The following is a 15,940-nucleotide window of genomic DNA, read 5'->3' on the forward strand; positions in this document are numbered from 1 at the left end:
GGTCATTGCGGCGGCTGGTCCAGCGACAGTTCGCCGGTAACCTCGTGCGTCAGGTCGATGCCGTCCACCGTCAGCACCATGCGGACCGGCAGGGTCTTCATCCCGTCCAGCTTGCCTTCCGCCAGCGCGCGGCCGACCGCCAGTTCGATCTCCCGCTGGGAGGTGACGCCGACCTGCTTGAGAAATTTGCGCAGGTCGAGGTTGAAGGTCTCGTTGTCCATGTCCGGCCTCCGGGTTGGGAACCGCTGTCAAGCGTTCCGTTCCGAACCGCCGGGGAGTGGCGTTGGTTCCATGGGGCAGCCCTGCCCCTATTCGGGCGGCGGTTCGCCGGGATGGAGCACGCCCGGCCCCCCGTCCTCCCGCGCGACCAGCAGCAGGCCGGCGGCGGTGAAGGCTGTGGCCAGCAGGGTTTCGGTGCTTCGGTGCAGGGCGTGGCGCCCCTTTTCGAAGTCGCGGATGGTCCCGCGGGAGACCGTCGCCCGTTCGGCAAGCTCCTCCTGCGTCCAGTCCAGGAAGCCGCGGGCCGCACGGCACAGCCCCGGAGTCAAAACACCTTTCGTAAGCATATTTTTCCCCGGAAAAGCTCGGCCATAAGCGTTGAAGTTGACCATTTCCACCACAATATGAGCACGACCATCCCGGAATCCAAGTTCCATCCGCGCCCTTCCCCTGCCGCCGGAGACGCCGCCGCATGCCCCATCATGTTCCCCTGATCGCCACCATGGTGGCTGCCATCGTCCTGGCCTTCGTCTTCGGCGCCTTGGCCCACCGGCTGCGCCTGTCGCCGCTGGTGGGATATCTTCTGGCCGGCGTCGCCATCGGCCCGTTCACCCCGGGCTTCGTCGGCGACATGCAGCTGGCCTCTCAGCTGGCGGAGATCGGGGTGATCCTGCTGATGTTCGGCGTGGGTCTGCATTTCTCGCTGGACGACCTGATGAAGGTGCGGGCGATCGCGGTGCCCGGCGCGGTGGTGCAGATCGCCATCGCAACGGCGATGGGCTGGGGATTGGCCAGTTTTCTCGGCTGGAGCCTGGCGGCCGGGCTGGTGTTCGGGCTGGCACTGTCGGTGGCGAGCACGGTGGTGCTGCTGCGCGCGCTGGAGCAGTTGAACCTGTTCCGCACCGAACGCGGGCGGATCGCCATCGGCTGGCTGATCGTCGAGGATCTGGCGATGGTGCTGGCGCTGGTGCTGTTGCCGCCGGTGGCCCGCATGCTGGAAAGCGGCGGCGGGATGGACGGCGAGGTGCTGTTGTCGCTGGCGTGGACGCTGGGGAAGGTGGCGCTGTTCGTCGCCCTGATGCTGGTCGGCGGCCGGCGGGTCGTGCCCTGGGTGCTGGAGCGCATCGCCCGCACCGGCTCGCGCGAGCTGTTCACCCTCTGCGTGCTGGCCCTGGCGCTCGGCATCGCCTATGGCTCCGCCACCCTGTTCAGCGTGTCCTTCGCGCTGGGCGCCTTCTTCGCCGGAATGGTGCTGAACGAATCCGACCTCAGCCACCGCGCGGCGGAACAGACCCTTCCCCTGCAGGACGCCTTCGCCGTGCTGTTCTTCGTGTCGGTCGGCATGCTGTTCGACCCGGCGGTGCTGACGCGGTCGCCCTGGGCGGTGCTGGCGACGCTGGCGATCATCCTGCTGGGCAAGTCGGCGGCGGCTTTCGGTCTGGTCCTGCTGTTCCGCTATCCGCTGCGCACGGCGGTGACGGTGGCGGTCAGTCTGGCGCAGATCGGCGAATTCTCCTTCATCCTGGTGGCGCTGGGCATGCAGCTCGGCATCCTGCCGGAAGAGGGCCAGGGGCTGATCCTGGCGGGCGCACTGCTGTCGATCACCGCCAACCCGCTGCTGTTCGCCGTGGTCCAGCGCCTGTTCCCGGACGAGGCGGAGCCGCTGCCTCCAGCCGACACCGCGCCGGAACTGCGCGATTACCAGGCCTTGAGCGGCCATGTCATCGTCGTCGGCCATGGGCGGGTCGGCCGCTACGTCACGCAGGCCCTGCTGGCGGAAGACCGGCCGCTGGTGGTGATCGACCTTCAGCGCGAACGGGTGAAGACCCTTCAGGCGGCGGGCGTGCGGGCGATCTACGGCAATGCCAACGCCGCCGGAATTCTGGAGCGCGCCGGGGTGCAGGGCGCCTCGCTGCTGCTGGTCACGGTTCCCGACGCGCTGGAGGGCGGCGGCGTCGTCCAGCAGGCCCGATCGGTGAATCCGTCCGTCGCCATCGCCGCCCGCGCCCACAGCGACGAGGCGGTGGCCCATCTCGACCGCACCGGCGCCGACGCCGTCTTCATGGGCGAACGCGAGATCGCCCGGCGGATGCTCGACTATGCCGGCAGCGCCGCCGGTGATGGGGATGGTGCGGATGGAGCAGGAGTGCTGGCGGCGACCTGAAACGACGAAAGCGCCGGTCGGGGACCGGCGCTTTCCAATCAGTCGGTGCGGCCTCCGGCGAAACACAGGCCGCCTCGCCCCGGCGACAGGCGCCGGGAAGACCGTGACCTGCCGGAAGACGGCGCGGCGTCAGTCGTCGCGCTGGGTCCGTTCCATCCGCTCGTGACGCTCCTGGGCCTCCAGGCTCAGCGTCGCGATCGGACGGGCATCCAGCCGGCGCACGGAGATGGGATCGCCCGTCTCCTCGCAATAGCCGTAGCTGCCGTCGACCAGACGCTCCAGCGCGGCGTCGATCTTGGAGATCAGCTTGCGTTCTCGGTCACGGGTGCGCAGTTCCAGCGCGCGGTCGGTCTCAGCCGAGGCGCGGTCGGCGATATCCGGTTCCTGGATACCGCCTTCCTGGAGGCTGTTCAGCGTGCCGGTCGATTCCGCAAGAAGCTCCGCGCGCCAGCGCAGCAGCTTCTGGCGGAAATACTCCCGCATGATCGGGTTCATGAACTCCTCGTCTTCCGACGGGGAATAGTTCTGGGGCAGAAGCGGCGACGTCATCCGAAAGCATCCAGCGAAAAAGGGGTGATCCGGGCGGCGCGGAGTATAGGCACGCCACGGCGGGACCGCAACCCATTGGTTCGCCCCTAAAACGACCAAACAAGCCCTTGGAATAAAAAAGATTTGTCAGAGTGGCACATTGGCCGCGCCGTACCGCTACCCCATCGGGGCATGTGACCCGTCGGTCATGGCGCCACGGGTCGGGCCGCGCCCTGCCCCGCCAGACTGCCGGCGGACGGCCACGGGGCATCGGCCCAACTGCTCCCGAGGAGTCAGGAGGTCAGCTTCGCCAATTCGACCTGCGCCCGCAGATCGATTTCATCCAGGATTTCGGCCAGACCGGGATCGTCGACCTGGGCGCGGCGCGTCTGCACCACCTTCGCCAGATCGACCAGCTTCTGCATGGACAGGGTACCGGACAGCAGGCCGTGCTGGATTTCCTCCAGCCGGTCGAGCATCTCTTCCGCCCGCATCTTGCCGCGCGACGCACGCGCGGTGGCGTCGTCGGTCGCATCGACCTCCTGCAGGGCCAGCACGCCCGAAACCCCGGCGGTGGCGGCGGTGCCGCTGACGCCGTGGGCGGATCCCGCCTCCCCCACCAATTGCTTGGAGAATGCGGCGCCGGACGAGCCTTCGGACTTGCCGGTGCGGCGTACCGAACCGCTGCCGCGTATGTTACCGGAGCCTTCGACTTTCATGATCCGTGCAACCGTTTGCAGTAAAGGATGCGTAAACGCGCGCACTGTAGATGGACCAACCTTAACATCCGGTCAAGGTTTGCCGCAATCGGGCAAAATTTGCCGGTCGGCTGTGACCGAAAGGCGCCATCTTTGGGCCGTTTTTCAGGACAAGCACGGATTGCCGCCGTTTTCCGCGTCTGGCACGGCGTTTGTATAGGGATGGGCACGAGTTCAGGAGTGTCCGCGTCATGCTTCCCACCGCCCTTCGCCTTCTGCGCCGCCGTGCCGTCCTGGCCGTGCTGACCGCCCTGCTGGCGTTCGGTGTCCCGGCCGCACCGGCACTGGCCGCGTCCGCCCGTATCAAGGACATCGTGGATGTCGAGGGCGTGCGCGACAACATGCTGATCGGCTATGGCCTCGTGGTGGGTCTGAACGGCACCGGCGACAGCCTGAACAACTCTCCCTTCACCGAGCAGAGCCTGACCGGCATGCTGGAGCGGATGGGCGTCAACACCCGCGGCACCAACCTGCGCACGAAGAACGTGGCGGCGGTGATGGTGACGGCGACGCTGGGTGCCTATGCCGCCCAGGGGACGCGCATCGACGTGACGGTGTCGGCGATGGGCGACTCCAAGAGCCTGCTGGGCGGCACCCTGCTGGTCACCCCGATGATGGGCGCCGACGGCGAGGTCTATGCGGTGGCGCAGGGGCCGATCGCGGTGTCGGGCTTCACCGCCCAGGGCCAGGGGGCCAGCGTGACCCGCGGCGTGCCGACCTCCGGCCGCATCTCCTCCGGCGCCATCGTGGAGCGGGAAATCCAGTTCTCGCTGGCCGAACTGCCGGTGCTGCGGCTGTCCTTGCGCAATCCGGACTTCACCACCGCCCAGCGGGTGGCGACCGCCATCAACATCCAGCTGCGCGGCAACCGCGCCCAGGCGACCGACCCGGCCTCCGTCCTCATCAACGTGCCGGAGACGCGCCGCGGCGACGTGGTCGGGCTGGTGACGGAGATCGAACAGCTGCGCATCACCCCCGATCAGGTCGCCCGCGTGGTGGTGGACGAGAAGTCCGGCGTGATCGTGATGGGAGAGAATGTCCGCATCTCCACCGTCGCCATCGCCCAGGGCAACCTGACCATCCGCATCACGGAAACCCCGCAGGTCAGCCAGCCCGGCCCGTTCAGCCAGGGCCAGACGGCGGTGGTGCCGCGCACCGACATCCAGGTCGACGAACAGTCCAACAACCGCCTCGCCGTGATGAATTCCGGGGTGACGCTGCAGGAGTTGGTACAGTCCTTGAATGCGCTTGGGGTGGGACCGCGGGACATGATCGCCATTCTCCAGTCGATCAAGGCCGCCGGCGCCCTGCAAGCCGAGATCGAGGTGATCTGATGTCCATGAGCCCCGCCCTTTCCGCCGCTTCGGCCCCGCGTAGCGCCTCGCTTGTCGAGCGCGCCCAGGCCGCAGGGTTCGGCGTGCGCACCCTGGCAAAGATTTCCGATCTGGAGGCCAAGACCGACCCGGCAAAGCTTGCCCAGCTGCGCAAGTCCGCCAACGAGTTCGAGAGCCAGTTCGTGTCGCAGATGCTGAGCCCCATGTTCGAGGGGATCCAGAGCGACGAGACCTTCGGCGGCGGGCGCGGCGAGGAGATGTTCCGGCCGATGCTGGTCGAGCAGTTCGGCAAACAGATCACCCAGCGCGGCGGCTTCGGCATCGCCAAGCAGGTTTACGCAGAGCTTCTTCGCGCCCAGGAGGCCAGCCATGGATAAGGTCGACGTCCGTTTCCCCCAGCCGGCCAAGCCGGCGGCCAACCTGCCGAAGAACGCACAGGAACGCGCGGTGGCGCTGGTCGAGCTGATGGGCCGCCTGACCGCCCTGCTGGAGCGCGAGGCCGCCGCCGTCCGTGCCCGCCGCCCGGCCAAGGAGCTGGCTCAGATCGCCAAGGACAAACAGCCGATGACGCTGGTCTATGAAGAAATCAGCCGCCTGCTGCGCGTCGACCGCGACGGGTTGATGGGCTTGCCGCAGGAGCTGAAGACCGCGCTGAAGGATGCGACCGGCAAGCTCTATGCCGCCACCGCCGACAATGCGGAGGCCCTGCGGATCGGCGGCGAGGCGCAGAAGGTGATGGTCGACACCGTCGTCGGCGTCATCACCCGCCAGCAGAAGGCGCCGACCACCGCCTATGCCGCCCACATGGGCGGGGGCCGCGGCTATTCCCCGCCGCCCAGCGGGCCGCGCACCTCGGCGGCGCTGAACACCCGGCTCTGATCCGAACAGCCTTCATCCGTGACTGCCGAGATTTTTCGGACGGCCGCCTCTCTCCACAGGGGCGGCCTTTTTCTTTCCGGGCCTTCCCCCTTTGGGATCGGGCTCGTTGGTATCGGGCCGTTGCGGCAAGAAAGGCCCCGCACCCGGCGGAAATTGCCGGTCGGGCCTGCGCCATGGGGCGGGAACTGCCGCCCCGCACCGCTTGGAGAGCCCGATAGCCCAGTATCCAGACTGGCCCGCCTGTTGCATTGAACCCTCCGCATCGCCGTCGGTGCGTTCCGCCGTCCCTGAGAGGCCGTTCCATGGAAGTCCAATCGAACAACATCGCCGCGTCCTTGTTCGACGGTCTCAGCCAGTCCCAGCAGACGCAGGGGACCGGGACGAAGAACGACCTGTTTTCCAAGATGATGGACCGGATGCTGACCGACGCCGCCGCGCGCAAGCGTGAGCAGGCCGATGCGGCGGCACGCGACGCGGCCAAGGACGCCGCAAAGGACGCGGCCAAGGAGGCCAACGACGCCCGCCGGGCGGATGCCCAGCGCAAGCAGCCGGTGCGTGCCGAACCGAAACCCGACCTGACCCGCGACCGCACGGCCCAGGCCACCCGTCAGGCCGCGGATGCTGCCGACACGGTCCGTGCTCCGGAGTCGAAGAGCGCCAGGACCGACGATGACCGCAAGGTCCAGGCCAGGCAGGACGACCATCGGCCGGCCAAGGCCGAAAAGCCGGCGAAGGATGCAAAGGCGGAGGCGGCAACGGCCGATCCCTCCAAGACTGTCGCGGCGAAGGCGGACGACACCAAGACCGCGGCGGCCGACGATGCCGCTGCGACGGACGATGCAGCCGCTTCGGCCGAGGATGCCGCGCAGACCGATATCGCTTCGGCCGATGCCGCAACCGACGAGCAACCCCAGCCCGACGAGCAGTCCGCCGCCGAACAGCCTCCGGCCGCTCAGCCGGTGCCGCCGCAGCCGATGCCGCAGGCCAGCGATCTGATCCTCGCCGGACTGATGCCGGCTGGACAGGCCGCGGCGAAGGATGCCGCCGATGAGGCGGGCGCCGGCGCCGATGATGACGCGAAGGCCGGGGCCGCCGGATCCGGCACGGCCGGCTCCCTCGATCCCGCGGCCCAGCTTGCCCAGGCGCAGGCTGCAGCCGCCGGCGCGATGGCGGATGGACAGGCCGCAGGTGCCGACGTATCCGCGAAGGCCGCCGGCAAGGGCGGTGCCGTGGATGGCGACGCGGCGAAGACCGCGGACGCGTCCCAGGCAGATGCCGGTGCCGAAGCCCTGCCGAGCGACGAGGACGTCGCCCTGCCCGACCGCTTCGCCGACCTGCTGGCCGCAGCAAAGGCCAAGACGGGCGAAGCCAAGCAGAACGGCAAGCATGCCGGCAGCGAAGGCGGCGGCCGGAACGATGCCCAACCCCAGACCCAGGCGATGCCGCAGCAGCCGGTGCCGCCGGCGGTGCCTGCCGCCCCGGTGGCGGAAACCGTCACGACCGCTGCGACGGGTACGGCCGCCGCGACGCTGGAGGGAATCGATGCGACCGGCGCGACCGGCGGGGCGGCCGGCACCGCCACCGCCAGCCCGCACACTCATCCCGCCCTGGCCGCGATGGAAGGTGCTCACGGCGGCATTCCCGGGCTCGACCAGCCGCAGGCGACCGCGACGCTCCGGCCATCGCGCGGCGCCGGCATGGCGATGGGCGTGCACGACCAGATCGCCGTCCACATCAAGAAGAATGTCGGCGACGAGGTCGACCAGTTCACCATCAACCTGCACCCGGCCGAACTTGGCCGGATCGACATCAAGCTGGACATCGGCGCCGATGGCCGGGTCAACGCGATGGTCGCGGTTGAAAAGGCGCAGACCCTCGAACTTCTGCAGCGTGACAGCCGCAGCCTGGAACGCGCCTTGCAAGACGCTGGGCTGCAGACGGACTCGAACAGCCTGAACTTCAGCCTGCGCGGCGAAGGCAATCCCTTCGCCGGTGACGGCCGGGGGGACGGCAGGGGTGGTGGATCGGGTCGGCGCGGCCGCGGCTTCGGCGGGGGTGGCGACGATGACGAGACCGGCAGCACCGTCTACACGGCAACGCTCGGCAACGGGCGCGTCGACATCCGCGCCTGACGACGAGGACGGCGGCCATTCCGCCGCAGCCCACCGTCACAAGAGAGATATCGGCCGCGAGGCCAACGAAGGACGACCGCCATGACCACGACGACCAACACCACCAGCCCGACCCTGAACCAGTACGGCACCTATTCGGGTGGCCTGTCCACCGGGTCGAAGACGGCGTCCGAAACGGCCAAGACCCCGCAAACCGATGCCGACAAGACCGCATCGGCCACCAAGGGCCTCGGCGACAATTTCCAGACGTTCCTCACCATGCTGACCACGCAGATGAAGAACCAGGACCCGCTGAAGCCGCTCGACACCAATGACATGACCAAGCAGTTGGTCGACTTCGCCAACGTCGAGCAGAACATCGGCACCAACAGCCGCCTGGACAAGCTGGTTCAGCTGCAGTCGGCCGGCACCGCGTCGACCAACCTCGCCTATCTCGGCCGCACCGTCGCCTTCGAGGGCGACAACTTCCAGTACAGCCAGGGCATGACCCAGGCGCCGCTCGGTTACGAGCTGGCGACATCGGCCAAGTCGGTGCGCGTCGACATCCTGGATGCCAACGGCAACATCATCCGCTCGATGCCGGGCGAGACCACCGCCGGCACCAAGCACGCCGTCAACTGGGACTTCAAGGACAACAACGGCCGCGCGGTCCAGCCGGGCACCTACCGCATGAACGTGGCGCCGTTGGCGGAGAACAAGACCGACACCATCAAGACCACCACCTACACCTTCGGCACCGTCGCCGGTATCGGCAGCAACAAGGACGGCGAAACCGTGCTGAACATCGGCGCCAGCGAAGTCCCGCTGTCGAAGCTGACCACCGTCTATTGATCGGCATTCGTTGCACAGACGGATTGTCGGACCGCTTGCCGGACGGGGCGTCGCGACCGCCCGTCCGGTCGGGTGAGCGACTACCACCCGATAAAAAGTTAACCCTTTCGTTTAGGCATTTGTTAAGTGCCGGCGCATACAGTACCCCGAAATCGTGGAATCCACAGTTTGGGTTGGAGCGTCCGCGCATGGCACTCATCGAACTCGACACCGGCGACGAATTGGCAGCCGGTGCATCGGTCATTGGTCCCGAAGGGCGTCCCATGACCGAAAACGACCTTCCCCCGCCCGACACCAAGCGTTGGGTGATGCGCCGCAAGGCGGAAGTGGTCGCCGGCGTCCGTTCGGGCCTGATAAGCCTGGAAGAGGCCTGCCGCCGCTACACGCTGTCGGTGGAGGAATTCCTGTCCTGGCAGCGGCTGATCGACAGCCACGGCATGCGCGGCCTGCGCGCCACCCGCCTGCAGGATTACCGCCCCGGCCAGTCCGTCCGCGACCGCGTCGGCGCCGACTGAGGCAGCGCACACAGAGTTGATGAAGCGCCGCGGGGCCGACCTGCGGCGCTTTTTTGCGTTTGGGGCGGTTGAGACCGGGCGCACCCGCCGCCTATGGCCGCGCCTGTCCACATGCCCCGTCGATCAGCGCCGCAGCCGCGCTTGCCACCGCGTCGTTGCCCGGTCCCAGATCCAGCGCACGACCAGCGGCATAGGCGCCTTCCATCAGCAATTGAAGCTGCGCGCACAGCCGGTCCGGATCGGCGGCGCCGGCCGCGACCGCCAACGCGTGCAGACGGTCGCGCACCATGCGCTTATGGGCCAGCGCCAGCCCACGGGCCGGGTTGGCGGGGTCGCGCAACTCCGCGGCGGCGCTGGTGAAGGGGCAGCCCTGGAACTTCGGATGGTCGATCCAGTGGGCGAGTGCCACGAACAGCGCCTTCATCTGGGCGCGCGGGTCGCCGGGATGGCGGGCTACCACCCGGTCCCACCATGCCCCGTGCTGGGCGATGCTGCGTTCCAGGTAGGCGCAGACCAGATCATCCTTGGATTCGAAGTTCCGGTACAGGCTCATCTTCGCGACGCCGGATTTGGCGATGATGGTGTCGATGCCGACGGCGCGGATGCCCTCGCGATAGAACAACTCCGCCGCCGTATCGAGGATCCGATCCCGCGCCGGCTTCCTTGCGCCTTCAGCTTCCACCATTCCCGCTCCATCCGTTCCGAACGGCCGGGTTCAAGCCCGCCGTTGACAATGATACAGACCTGTCTCTACCATCGCAACGAGGAGACAGGTCTGTATCATCGCCGGGCGGTGCGGACCTGTCCGTCACGATGAACGGAGTTCCGGGGGATGCGCTATTTCGAGGATGTCACGGTGGGCGACCGCTTCACCGGCGGGCCGCTGACCGTCGAGGCGGCGGAGATCGTCGCCTATGCCGAAAAGTTCGACCCGCAGCCCTTCCATCTGGACCCCGAGGCGGCGAAGGACACGCTGTTCCGCGGGCTGGCGGCCAGCGGCTGGCACACCGCGGGGATGACCATGCGGATGATCGTTGGCAGCAATGCCGAACTGGCGGGCGGCTATATCGGCATGGGCGTCGATTCCATCGGCTGGCCCCGCCCGACCCGGCCCGGCGACGTGCTGCGCATCGAGATGGAGGTGATGGAGGCCCGCCGCTCCGCCAAGCGACCCGACCAGGGCGTGCTGCGGGTGAAGACCACAACCTTCAACCAGAATGACGAGGTGGTGCAGACCATGATCGCCAACCTGCTGGCACCCGGCCGCCCCTCTTGAAAAAGAAAGCCCCCGCATCCGGGAGGGGATGCGGGGGCCGCAGTCGAAACTGGCTAAATCCGGCTTTCTGCGGTCAGCGCTTCAGGCCGGCCGTGAAAGCAAAGTTGTCGAAGGAGTTCTCGGCCACCCGGAACCACAGATATTCGTCGTCGCGGAACTTCTTCCACTGCTCGTAGATCTTGGCGAACTTCGGGTTGGACTTGGCCGTTTCGTCATACAGCTCGATGGCGGCCTTGTAGCAGGCCTCCATCACGTCGCGCGGGAAGGGGCGCAGTTGGGCGCCGCCGCCAACCAGTCGCTTCAGCGCCGCCGGATTCTCGGCGTCGTACTTGGCGTTCATGGTCAGGTTGGCTTCGAAGCAGGCGGCCTCCAGAACGGCCTTGTACTGCTTGGGCAATTGTTCCCACTGCTGCTTGTTGACCAGCAGCGAGACGTTCAGCCCGCCTTCCCACCAGCCCGGGTAGTAGTAGTACTTGGCGACCTTGTTGAAGCCGAGCTTCTCGTCGTCATAGGGGCCGATCCACTCGGCGGCGTCGATGGTGCCCTTTTCCAGCGACGGATAGATGTCGCCGCCGGCGATCTGCTGCGGCACGACGCCCAGCTTGGCCAGGACCTGCCCGGCGAAGCCGCCGATGCGGAACTTCAGGCCCTTCAGATCCTCGACGGTCTTGATTTCCTTGCGGAACCAGCCGCCCATCTGCACGCCGGTGTTGCCGGCCGGGAAGTTCACGACGCCGTAGCCGTCGAAGAACTCGCGCAGCAGCGGCATGCCGCCACCATTGTAGATCCAGGCGTTCTGCTGGCGGGCGTTCAGACCGAAGGGCACCGTCGCGTCGAAGGTGAAGGTCGGGTCCTTGCCGACATAGTAATAGCTGGCGGTGTGGCCGCATTCGACCGTGCCGTTCTGCACCGCGTCCAGCACCTGCAGGCCGGGGACGATCTCACCGGCGGCGAAGGGACGGATCTGGAACTTGCCGTCGGTGGCCGCGGCGACGCGGGCGGCGATGGTGTCGGCGCCACCATAGATCGTGTCCAGGCTCTTGGGGAAGCTGGACGCCAGACGCCAATGGATTTCCGGCTGGGTCTGCGCGATGGCGGGGGCCGCCAGGGTGCTGGCGGCGACGCCGACACCGGCGGAGGTCAGGAAGGAACGACGCTTCATGAACGTTTCCTCATCGTTATGGCCATGGCGCCGGTTGAACGATGACGCCATTTGCCGAACAGAAGACACTATGGTGCCTGAACAATCCTAGAAATTGCGATGGCTGTTGGGCAATTCGTCAAAATGCATGGCTTCCATTCCCGGCCTATTCCATCGCATGGAAAATACAGCGCGCAGGCGCGGCTGAAACGGCGACGGAAGTCCGTCGCCCTCTGCAGGATTTTCAAAGCAATGCATCGCGGAAAGATACCAGGACTGACATCTGCTCGGAGGAGCATCCATCAGCCTCATCGATCAACCGCGGACCCGTCTTGCCGTCGCCTGAATGGTTACGTGTACCGATGATATATGCGACGCCCGGAATGGCACCCACCCCTACTTTCGTTCATCGGCGGCAGTTCCGAAACACGCCGTCGGCCACATCACGGGCAAGCGCTTCGTACGCATGCAAAGGCGAGCACACGCCATCGCGTGCAACTTGCAGCTTCCAACGGGATGGGATGCTTGGCATGTTTGCCGCGCGGTCGGGGCGGTGGATCGGCCACCGCCCGCGCCGCACCAACGGAGGGCAAGAGGATGGATAAAATCCTCACTCTCCTGATCCTGCTGTTGCAGGTGGTCAAGCTGGTGCTTGAATACCTGAACCGCTGATCGGGTCGGCGCGCCGGGGGTCACGACCTCGGCGCGCCTTCCCCAAAAATAGTGCTTTTTCACGCCGACGGCAACGGGTCACCCCAGCACGCTTCACAATCGCCAACAGTGGGAAAGAAACGCGCCCCCTCAAGGAACGCCGGCCGGCCGGCCGTGCTTGGGACGCAGGCACAGTAGCACGCCGCCCAACAGCAATCCGGCCGCCAGACCGCCCGCATGCGCGGCCCAGCCAACCTCGGCAAGCGGGGAGTCGGCGTCCAGCGGCACCAGCGTCATCGCCGCGTTCAACAGCGCGAAAAGCAGGATCACCCCCTGCGCCAGCCGCCGGGGGAGACGCCGTGACAGCAGCCCGAAGCGCGGCCGCATCCACAGGAAGGCGCCCATCAGCGCACAGATCGCCCCGCTCGCCCCGATCAGCGGCGCCATCCGGTCGACGGCGAGCAGCCCCTCCGTCAGCGCCGCCGCCACCATTCCGGTGATGAACAGCGCCAGATAGCGGAGATGTCCGGCCTCCCGCTCCACCACGTCACCCAACAGCCACAGCACGGCCATGTTGGAGACCAGATGCGTCAGGTCGCCATGGATCAGCACATGCCCGAAAAGCCCGCGCCAAAGCGCAGCGGTCGGCAGCGGCCCCGCCAGCTCGACCGTTCCGAAGAAATAGGCGGGTACGAAGGCGAAGGATTCCGGCGGCAGCCGCAGGACGAAGGCCAGCACGCAGACAAGGATGACGGAGCGGTTGGCATAGGGCGGGATCGGCGCAACGGCGACCTGTCCAGTTCCTCGGCTCCGGCCATGCCGGTCCAGCACCAGCGCCATCCCCTGCCCCCGCTGTTCGGTGCCGCCGCTTCGCGCGGCGATAAGTCTCACCCCAATGTAAGAAGGGGTATTGGCGAAAAACAGCCGTTTCCCGTGCCGCTCAGGGCCTTCCTATACCGGTCGTACGGATTGGAGCGGCGGCCACCGGCTGGCACAGTGGCTCTACCATCCGGCGAGGGTCCCTTCGCCGGACAATGACAACCGGGGAAGAAACGACCATGAACGAACGTCAGGATACCGGCAGCATGACGGTGGACCGCCAGGGGCGCGTCATGGTGCTGACCATGAGCGACGCCGGCACCCGCAATGCGCTGGGCTTGAAGATGATGGCGGCCGGCCGCGACGCGCTGGACGAGGCGACGCACGACCCCGGCATCGGCGCCATCGTGCTGACCGGCGCCGGCGGCGCCTTCAGCAGCGGCGGGCACCTCAACAACCTCTATCACCATGGCAACCGCTCGCGGTCGGAGAACCGGGACGGGATCGAGCGTTTCCACGGCTGGGTCCGGTCCATGCGCGAATGCCCCAAGCCGATCATCGCCGCCGTGGAGGGGCCGGCCGCCGGGGCCGGCTTCTCGCTGGCGCTGGCCTGCGACCTGATCGTCGCGGCGGAGGATGCGCAGTTCCTGACCGCCTATGTCAGGGTCGGGCTGACCGCCGACGGCGGCGCCTCCGCCTCGCTCGCCCGCGCGCTGCCGCCGCAACTCTATGCCGAACTGATGCTGACCGGCGGACCCGTCGATGCCGCGCGTCTGCATGCCGCCGGTGTCGTCAACCGCGTCACCGCGCCGGGCCGGGCGCTGGACGAGGCGACCGCCTGGGCGCAGACCATCGCCGAGGGACCGGCCGGTGCCATGGGCCGGGCGAAGAAGCTGATGGAACTGGCCTATGGCAGCTTCGCCACCCAGCTTGCCCGCGAAAGCGACCTGTTCGTCGAGGCGCTGCACCATGGCGAGGCGAAGGAGGGAATCACCGCCTTCTTCGAGAAGCGCCGGCCGGTGTTCCACAAACGCTGAGCGATAAAACGGGCCGGGCACCGATTGTCGCGGCGCCCGGCCCCGATTCGCATCACCGCACCAGGACGTGCGCCGCCTCCTTCGTCCGACCGACCGCACCGGCCACCTGACTGACCGCGGTGGAGATGGCGGAGATGTTGGACGTCACCGTCGCCACGGCGGCGGACGCGCTCTGCATGTTGGACGACATGTTCTGGGTGACGGCGCTCTGCTCCTCCACCGCCGACGCCGTGCCGGTCACATGTTCCCGCACCACCGAGACGGCCTCGCGGATGGCGTTCAGCGCGTTGGCGACCTCGGTCGAGGTCGATTGGATGCCTTCGATCTCGGCGGAGATCTGCTCGGTCGCCTTCCCGGCCTGATTGGCGAGGTTCTTCACCTCCGAGGCGACGACGGCAAAGCCCTTGCCCGCCTCGCCGGCGCGGGCCGCTTCGATGGTGGCGTTCAGCGCAAGCAGGTTGATCTGGCCGGCGATGCTGTTGATCAGCCCGACGATGCCGTTCATCGCCTGGGCGGCGGCGGCCAGGCGGTCGGTGCTTTCCGCCACCGCGACGGTGCGGTCGAAGGCGCCGTCGGTCGCCGAACGCGCACGCGTCATGCTCTGGGAAATCTCGCCGATGGAGGCGACCAGTTCCTCCGCACTCGCCGCCACCGCCTGGACGCTGGCGGAGGTGGAGCCGGCGGCGTCATTGGCGGAATGCGCCTCCCCCATCGACAGGTGGAGCGCCTGATCGATCTCGCCGAAATTCTTGTCGATCAGGACTTTGAGGTTGTTGAGCAGCGAGACCTGCGCGGTCACGTCGACCGCGAACTTCACCACTTTGACGACCCGCCCCTTCTCGTCGAGAATCGGGTTGTAGGCGCCTTCGATCCAAACCGGATTGCCGGACTTGCCGATCCGCTTGTATTGCGCCGCCTGGAATTCGCCGCGCCGCAGGGTTTCCCAGAAACGGGCATAGTCGGCACTGTCGCGATAGGCCTGCTCTACGAAAATGTTGTGGTGCTTACCGACGACCTCGTCCAGGCGATAGCCCATCACCTTCAGGAAATTGTCGTTGGCCCTGGTAATGATGCCCTCGGTCGTGAACTCGATCACCGCCTGCGACCGGTTGATCGCCGCCATCTGCGCGGCGTAGTCGAGGTTCTCCAGCCGCTCCTTGGCATCGGCCCATTCGACGACGAAGCCGATGCGCCGGCCGTCCTCGGTCAACGGCGTGACCAGCAGGTCGAACTGGTGTCCGCCGACCTTGATGGTGGCGCCGTACGGCTTGGTCAGCGACGCCAGCAGCCCGCGTTGGTGGCCCGGGTTCTTGTGGAATACGTCGATGTTGCTGCCGACCAGCCGATTGACGTCCAGGCGGGGCAAATCCTTGCGCAGGTCGCTCTCGGCCTCGCGCAGCAACGTCACCACGGCGGGATTGACGTGGACGATGGTCAGATTCTCATCCGCCACCATCACCTTGGCGCGCAGCGCATCGAGTGCCGCCATCTTGCGCCCCAGCGCCTGATTGATCTTCGCCCGTCCGAACATCGGCCTTCCCTCGTGAGTACGCTGGTATGGACCCGATGATACCGGCAATTTAAGGGATTTCCATAAGGGTAACTCCGACATGTTGTGACATCTTCTTTATGGTTCTGAAACAGAGGAAGATGTTT

17 protein-coding genes are annotated in these 15,940 nt (G+C 67.0%); 9 read left to right on the forward strand and 8 right to left on the reverse strand.

Annotated features, from left to right (window positions below; all coding sequences use genetic code 11):
- Nucleotides 1-2: 2 nt before the first annotated feature.
- Both PWS46_RS08230 and PWS46_RS08235 read right to left on the reverse strand, forming a co-directional pair.
- On the reverse strand, nucleotides 3-221 hold the full coding sequence (locus tag PWS46_RS08230; protein WP_434613579.1) for a DUF6494 family protein: 219 nt from the start codon (nucleotides 219-221) through the stop codon (nucleotides 3-5).
- 87 nt (nucleotides 222-308) lie between these two features.
- Entirely contained in the window at nucleotides 309-566 is a 258-nt protein-coding gene (locus PWS46_RS08235) for a helix-turn-helix transcriptional regulator (RefSeq protein WP_434613581.1), read from the reverse strand.
- A 125-nt stretch (nucleotides 567-691) separates the two neighbouring features.
- On the opposite strand from PWS46_RS08235, the gene ybaL reads away from it, so the two are divergent.
- On the forward strand, nucleotides 692-2,383 hold the full coding sequence (gene ybaL, locus PWS46_RS08240; protein ID WP_434613584.1) for a YbaL family putative K(+) efflux transporter: 1,692 nt from the start codon (nucleotides 692-694) through the stop codon (nucleotides 2,381-2,383).
- Nucleotides 2,384-2,512: 129 nt separating this feature from the next.
- Here ybaL and dksA read toward each other — a convergent pair whose 3' ends face one another.
- Both dksA and PWS46_RS08250 read right to left on the reverse strand, forming a co-directional pair.
- Entirely contained in the window at nucleotides 2,513-2,932 is a 420-nt protein-coding gene (dksA, locus tag PWS46_RS08245; protein ID WP_012974451.1) for an RNA polymerase-binding protein DksA, read from the reverse strand.
- A 272-nt stretch (nucleotides 2,933-3,204) separates the two neighbouring features.
- Nucleotides 3,205-3,630: a flagellar assembly protein FliX gene (locus tag PWS46_RS08250; protein ID WP_085089744.1), complete on the reverse strand. Its 426-nt coding sequence runs from the start codon at nucleotides 3,628-3,630 to the stop codon at nucleotides 3,205-3,207.
- Nucleotides 3,631-3,860: 230 nt separating this feature from the next.
- Here PWS46_RS08250 and PWS46_RS08255 point away from each other — a divergent pair, with 230 nt between their 5' ends.
- The 6 genes from PWS46_RS08255 to PWS46_RS08280 all read left to right on the forward strand — a co-directional run bounded on the left by PWS46_RS08255 (nucleotide 3,861) and on the right by PWS46_RS08280 (nucleotide 9,360).
- Nucleotides 3,861-5,003, forward strand: coding sequence for a flagellar basal body P-ring protein FlgI (locus PWS46_RS08255; RefSeq protein ID WP_109073790.1), 1,143 nt, complete (start codon nucleotides 3,861-3,863; stop codon nucleotides 5,001-5,003).
- The gene (locus PWS46_RS08260; protein ID WP_434613589.1) at nucleotides 5,003-5,380 is read left to right on the forward strand and encodes a rod-binding protein; all 378 of its coding nucleotides are present in this window, start codon (nucleotides 5,003-5,005) and stop codon (nucleotides 5,378-5,380) included. The genes PWS46_RS08255 and PWS46_RS08260 overlap by 1 nt, the downstream gene beginning before the upstream one ends.
- A complete protein-coding gene (locus PWS46_RS08265; RefSeq protein WP_434613592.1) occupies nucleotides 5,373-5,882 on the forward strand; it encodes a flagellar basal-body protein in 510 nt (169 codons plus the stop codon). Before PWS46_RS08260 ends, PWS46_RS08265 begins: the two co-directional genes overlap by 8 nt.
- A 302-nt stretch (nucleotides 5,883-6,184) precedes the next feature.
- Nucleotides 6,185-8,014, forward strand: coding sequence for a flagellar hook-length control protein FliK (locus PWS46_RS08270; protein ID WP_434613595.1), 1,830 nt, complete (start codon nucleotides 6,185-6,187; stop codon nucleotides 8,012-8,014).
- Nucleotides 8,015-8,095: 81 nt separating this feature from the next.
- Nucleotides 8,096-8,845: a flagellar hook assembly protein FlgD gene (locus tag PWS46_RS08275; RefSeq protein WP_434613598.1), complete on the forward strand. Its 750-nt coding sequence runs from the start codon at nucleotides 8,096-8,098 to the stop codon at nucleotides 8,843-8,845.
- A gap of 188 nt (nucleotides 8,846-9,033) precedes the next feature.
- Nucleotides 9,034-9,360, forward strand: a complete 327-nt coding sequence (locus tag PWS46_RS08280) for a DUF1153 domain-containing protein (RefSeq protein WP_434613600.1) — start codon at nucleotides 9,034-9,036, stop codon at nucleotides 9,358-9,360.
- A gap of 91 nt (nucleotides 9,361-9,451) precedes the next feature.
- Here the strand turns inward: PWS46_RS08280 and PWS46_RS08285 are convergent, their stop codons facing one another.
- A complete protein-coding gene (locus tag PWS46_RS08285) occupies nucleotides 9,452-10,045 on the reverse strand; it encodes a TetR/AcrR family transcriptional regulator (RefSeq protein WP_434613601.1) in 594 nt (197 codons plus the stop codon).
- 147 nt (nucleotides 10,046-10,192) lie between these two features.
- Between PWS46_RS08285 and PWS46_RS08290 the strand changes: the two genes are divergently transcribed.
- Entirely contained in the window at nucleotides 10,193-10,636 is a 444-nt protein-coding gene (locus tag PWS46_RS08290; RefSeq protein ID WP_434613604.1) for a MaoC family dehydratase, read from the forward strand.
- 73 nt (nucleotides 10,637-10,709) lie between these two features.
- Here PWS46_RS08290 and PWS46_RS08295 read toward each other — a convergent pair whose 3' ends face one another.
- Together PWS46_RS08295 and PWS46_RS08300 are read right to left on the reverse strand one after the other, a co-directional pair.
- Nucleotides 10,710-11,798 (reverse strand): TRAP transporter substrate-binding protein, encoded by a 1,089-nt coding sequence (locus tag PWS46_RS08295; protein WP_434613607.1) that lies wholly within the window; start codon nucleotides 11,796-11,798, stop codon nucleotides 10,710-10,712.
- 780 nt (nucleotides 11,799-12,578) lie between these two features.
- Nucleotides 12,579-13,268 (reverse strand): rhomboid family intramembrane serine protease, encoded by a 690-nt coding sequence (locus tag PWS46_RS08300; RefSeq protein ID WP_434613610.1) that lies wholly within the window; start codon nucleotides 13,266-13,268, stop codon nucleotides 12,579-12,581.
- 218 nt (nucleotides 13,269-13,486) lie between these two features.
- Here PWS46_RS08300 and PWS46_RS08305 point away from each other — a divergent pair, with 218 nt between their 5' ends.
- The gene (locus PWS46_RS08305) at nucleotides 13,487-14,284 is read left to right on the forward strand and encodes an oxepin-CoA hydrolase, alternative type (protein WP_434613613.1); all 798 of its coding nucleotides are present in this window, start codon (nucleotides 13,487-13,489) and stop codon (nucleotides 14,282-14,284) included.
- Between the two features lie 52 nt (nucleotides 14,285-14,336).
- Here the strand turns inward: PWS46_RS08305 and PWS46_RS08310 are convergent, their stop codons facing one another.
- On the reverse strand, nucleotides 14,337-15,815 hold the full coding sequence (locus PWS46_RS08310) for a methyl-accepting chemotaxis protein (protein ID WP_434613616.1): 1,479 nt from the start codon (nucleotides 15,813-15,815) through the stop codon (nucleotides 14,337-14,339).
- Nucleotides 15,816-15,940: the final 125 nt, after the last annotated feature.

The organism is Azospirillum sp. B2RO_4, from assembly GCF_051124815.1.
Lineage (GTDB): Bacteria > Pseudomonadota > Alphaproteobacteria > Azospirillales > Azospirillaceae > Azospirillum.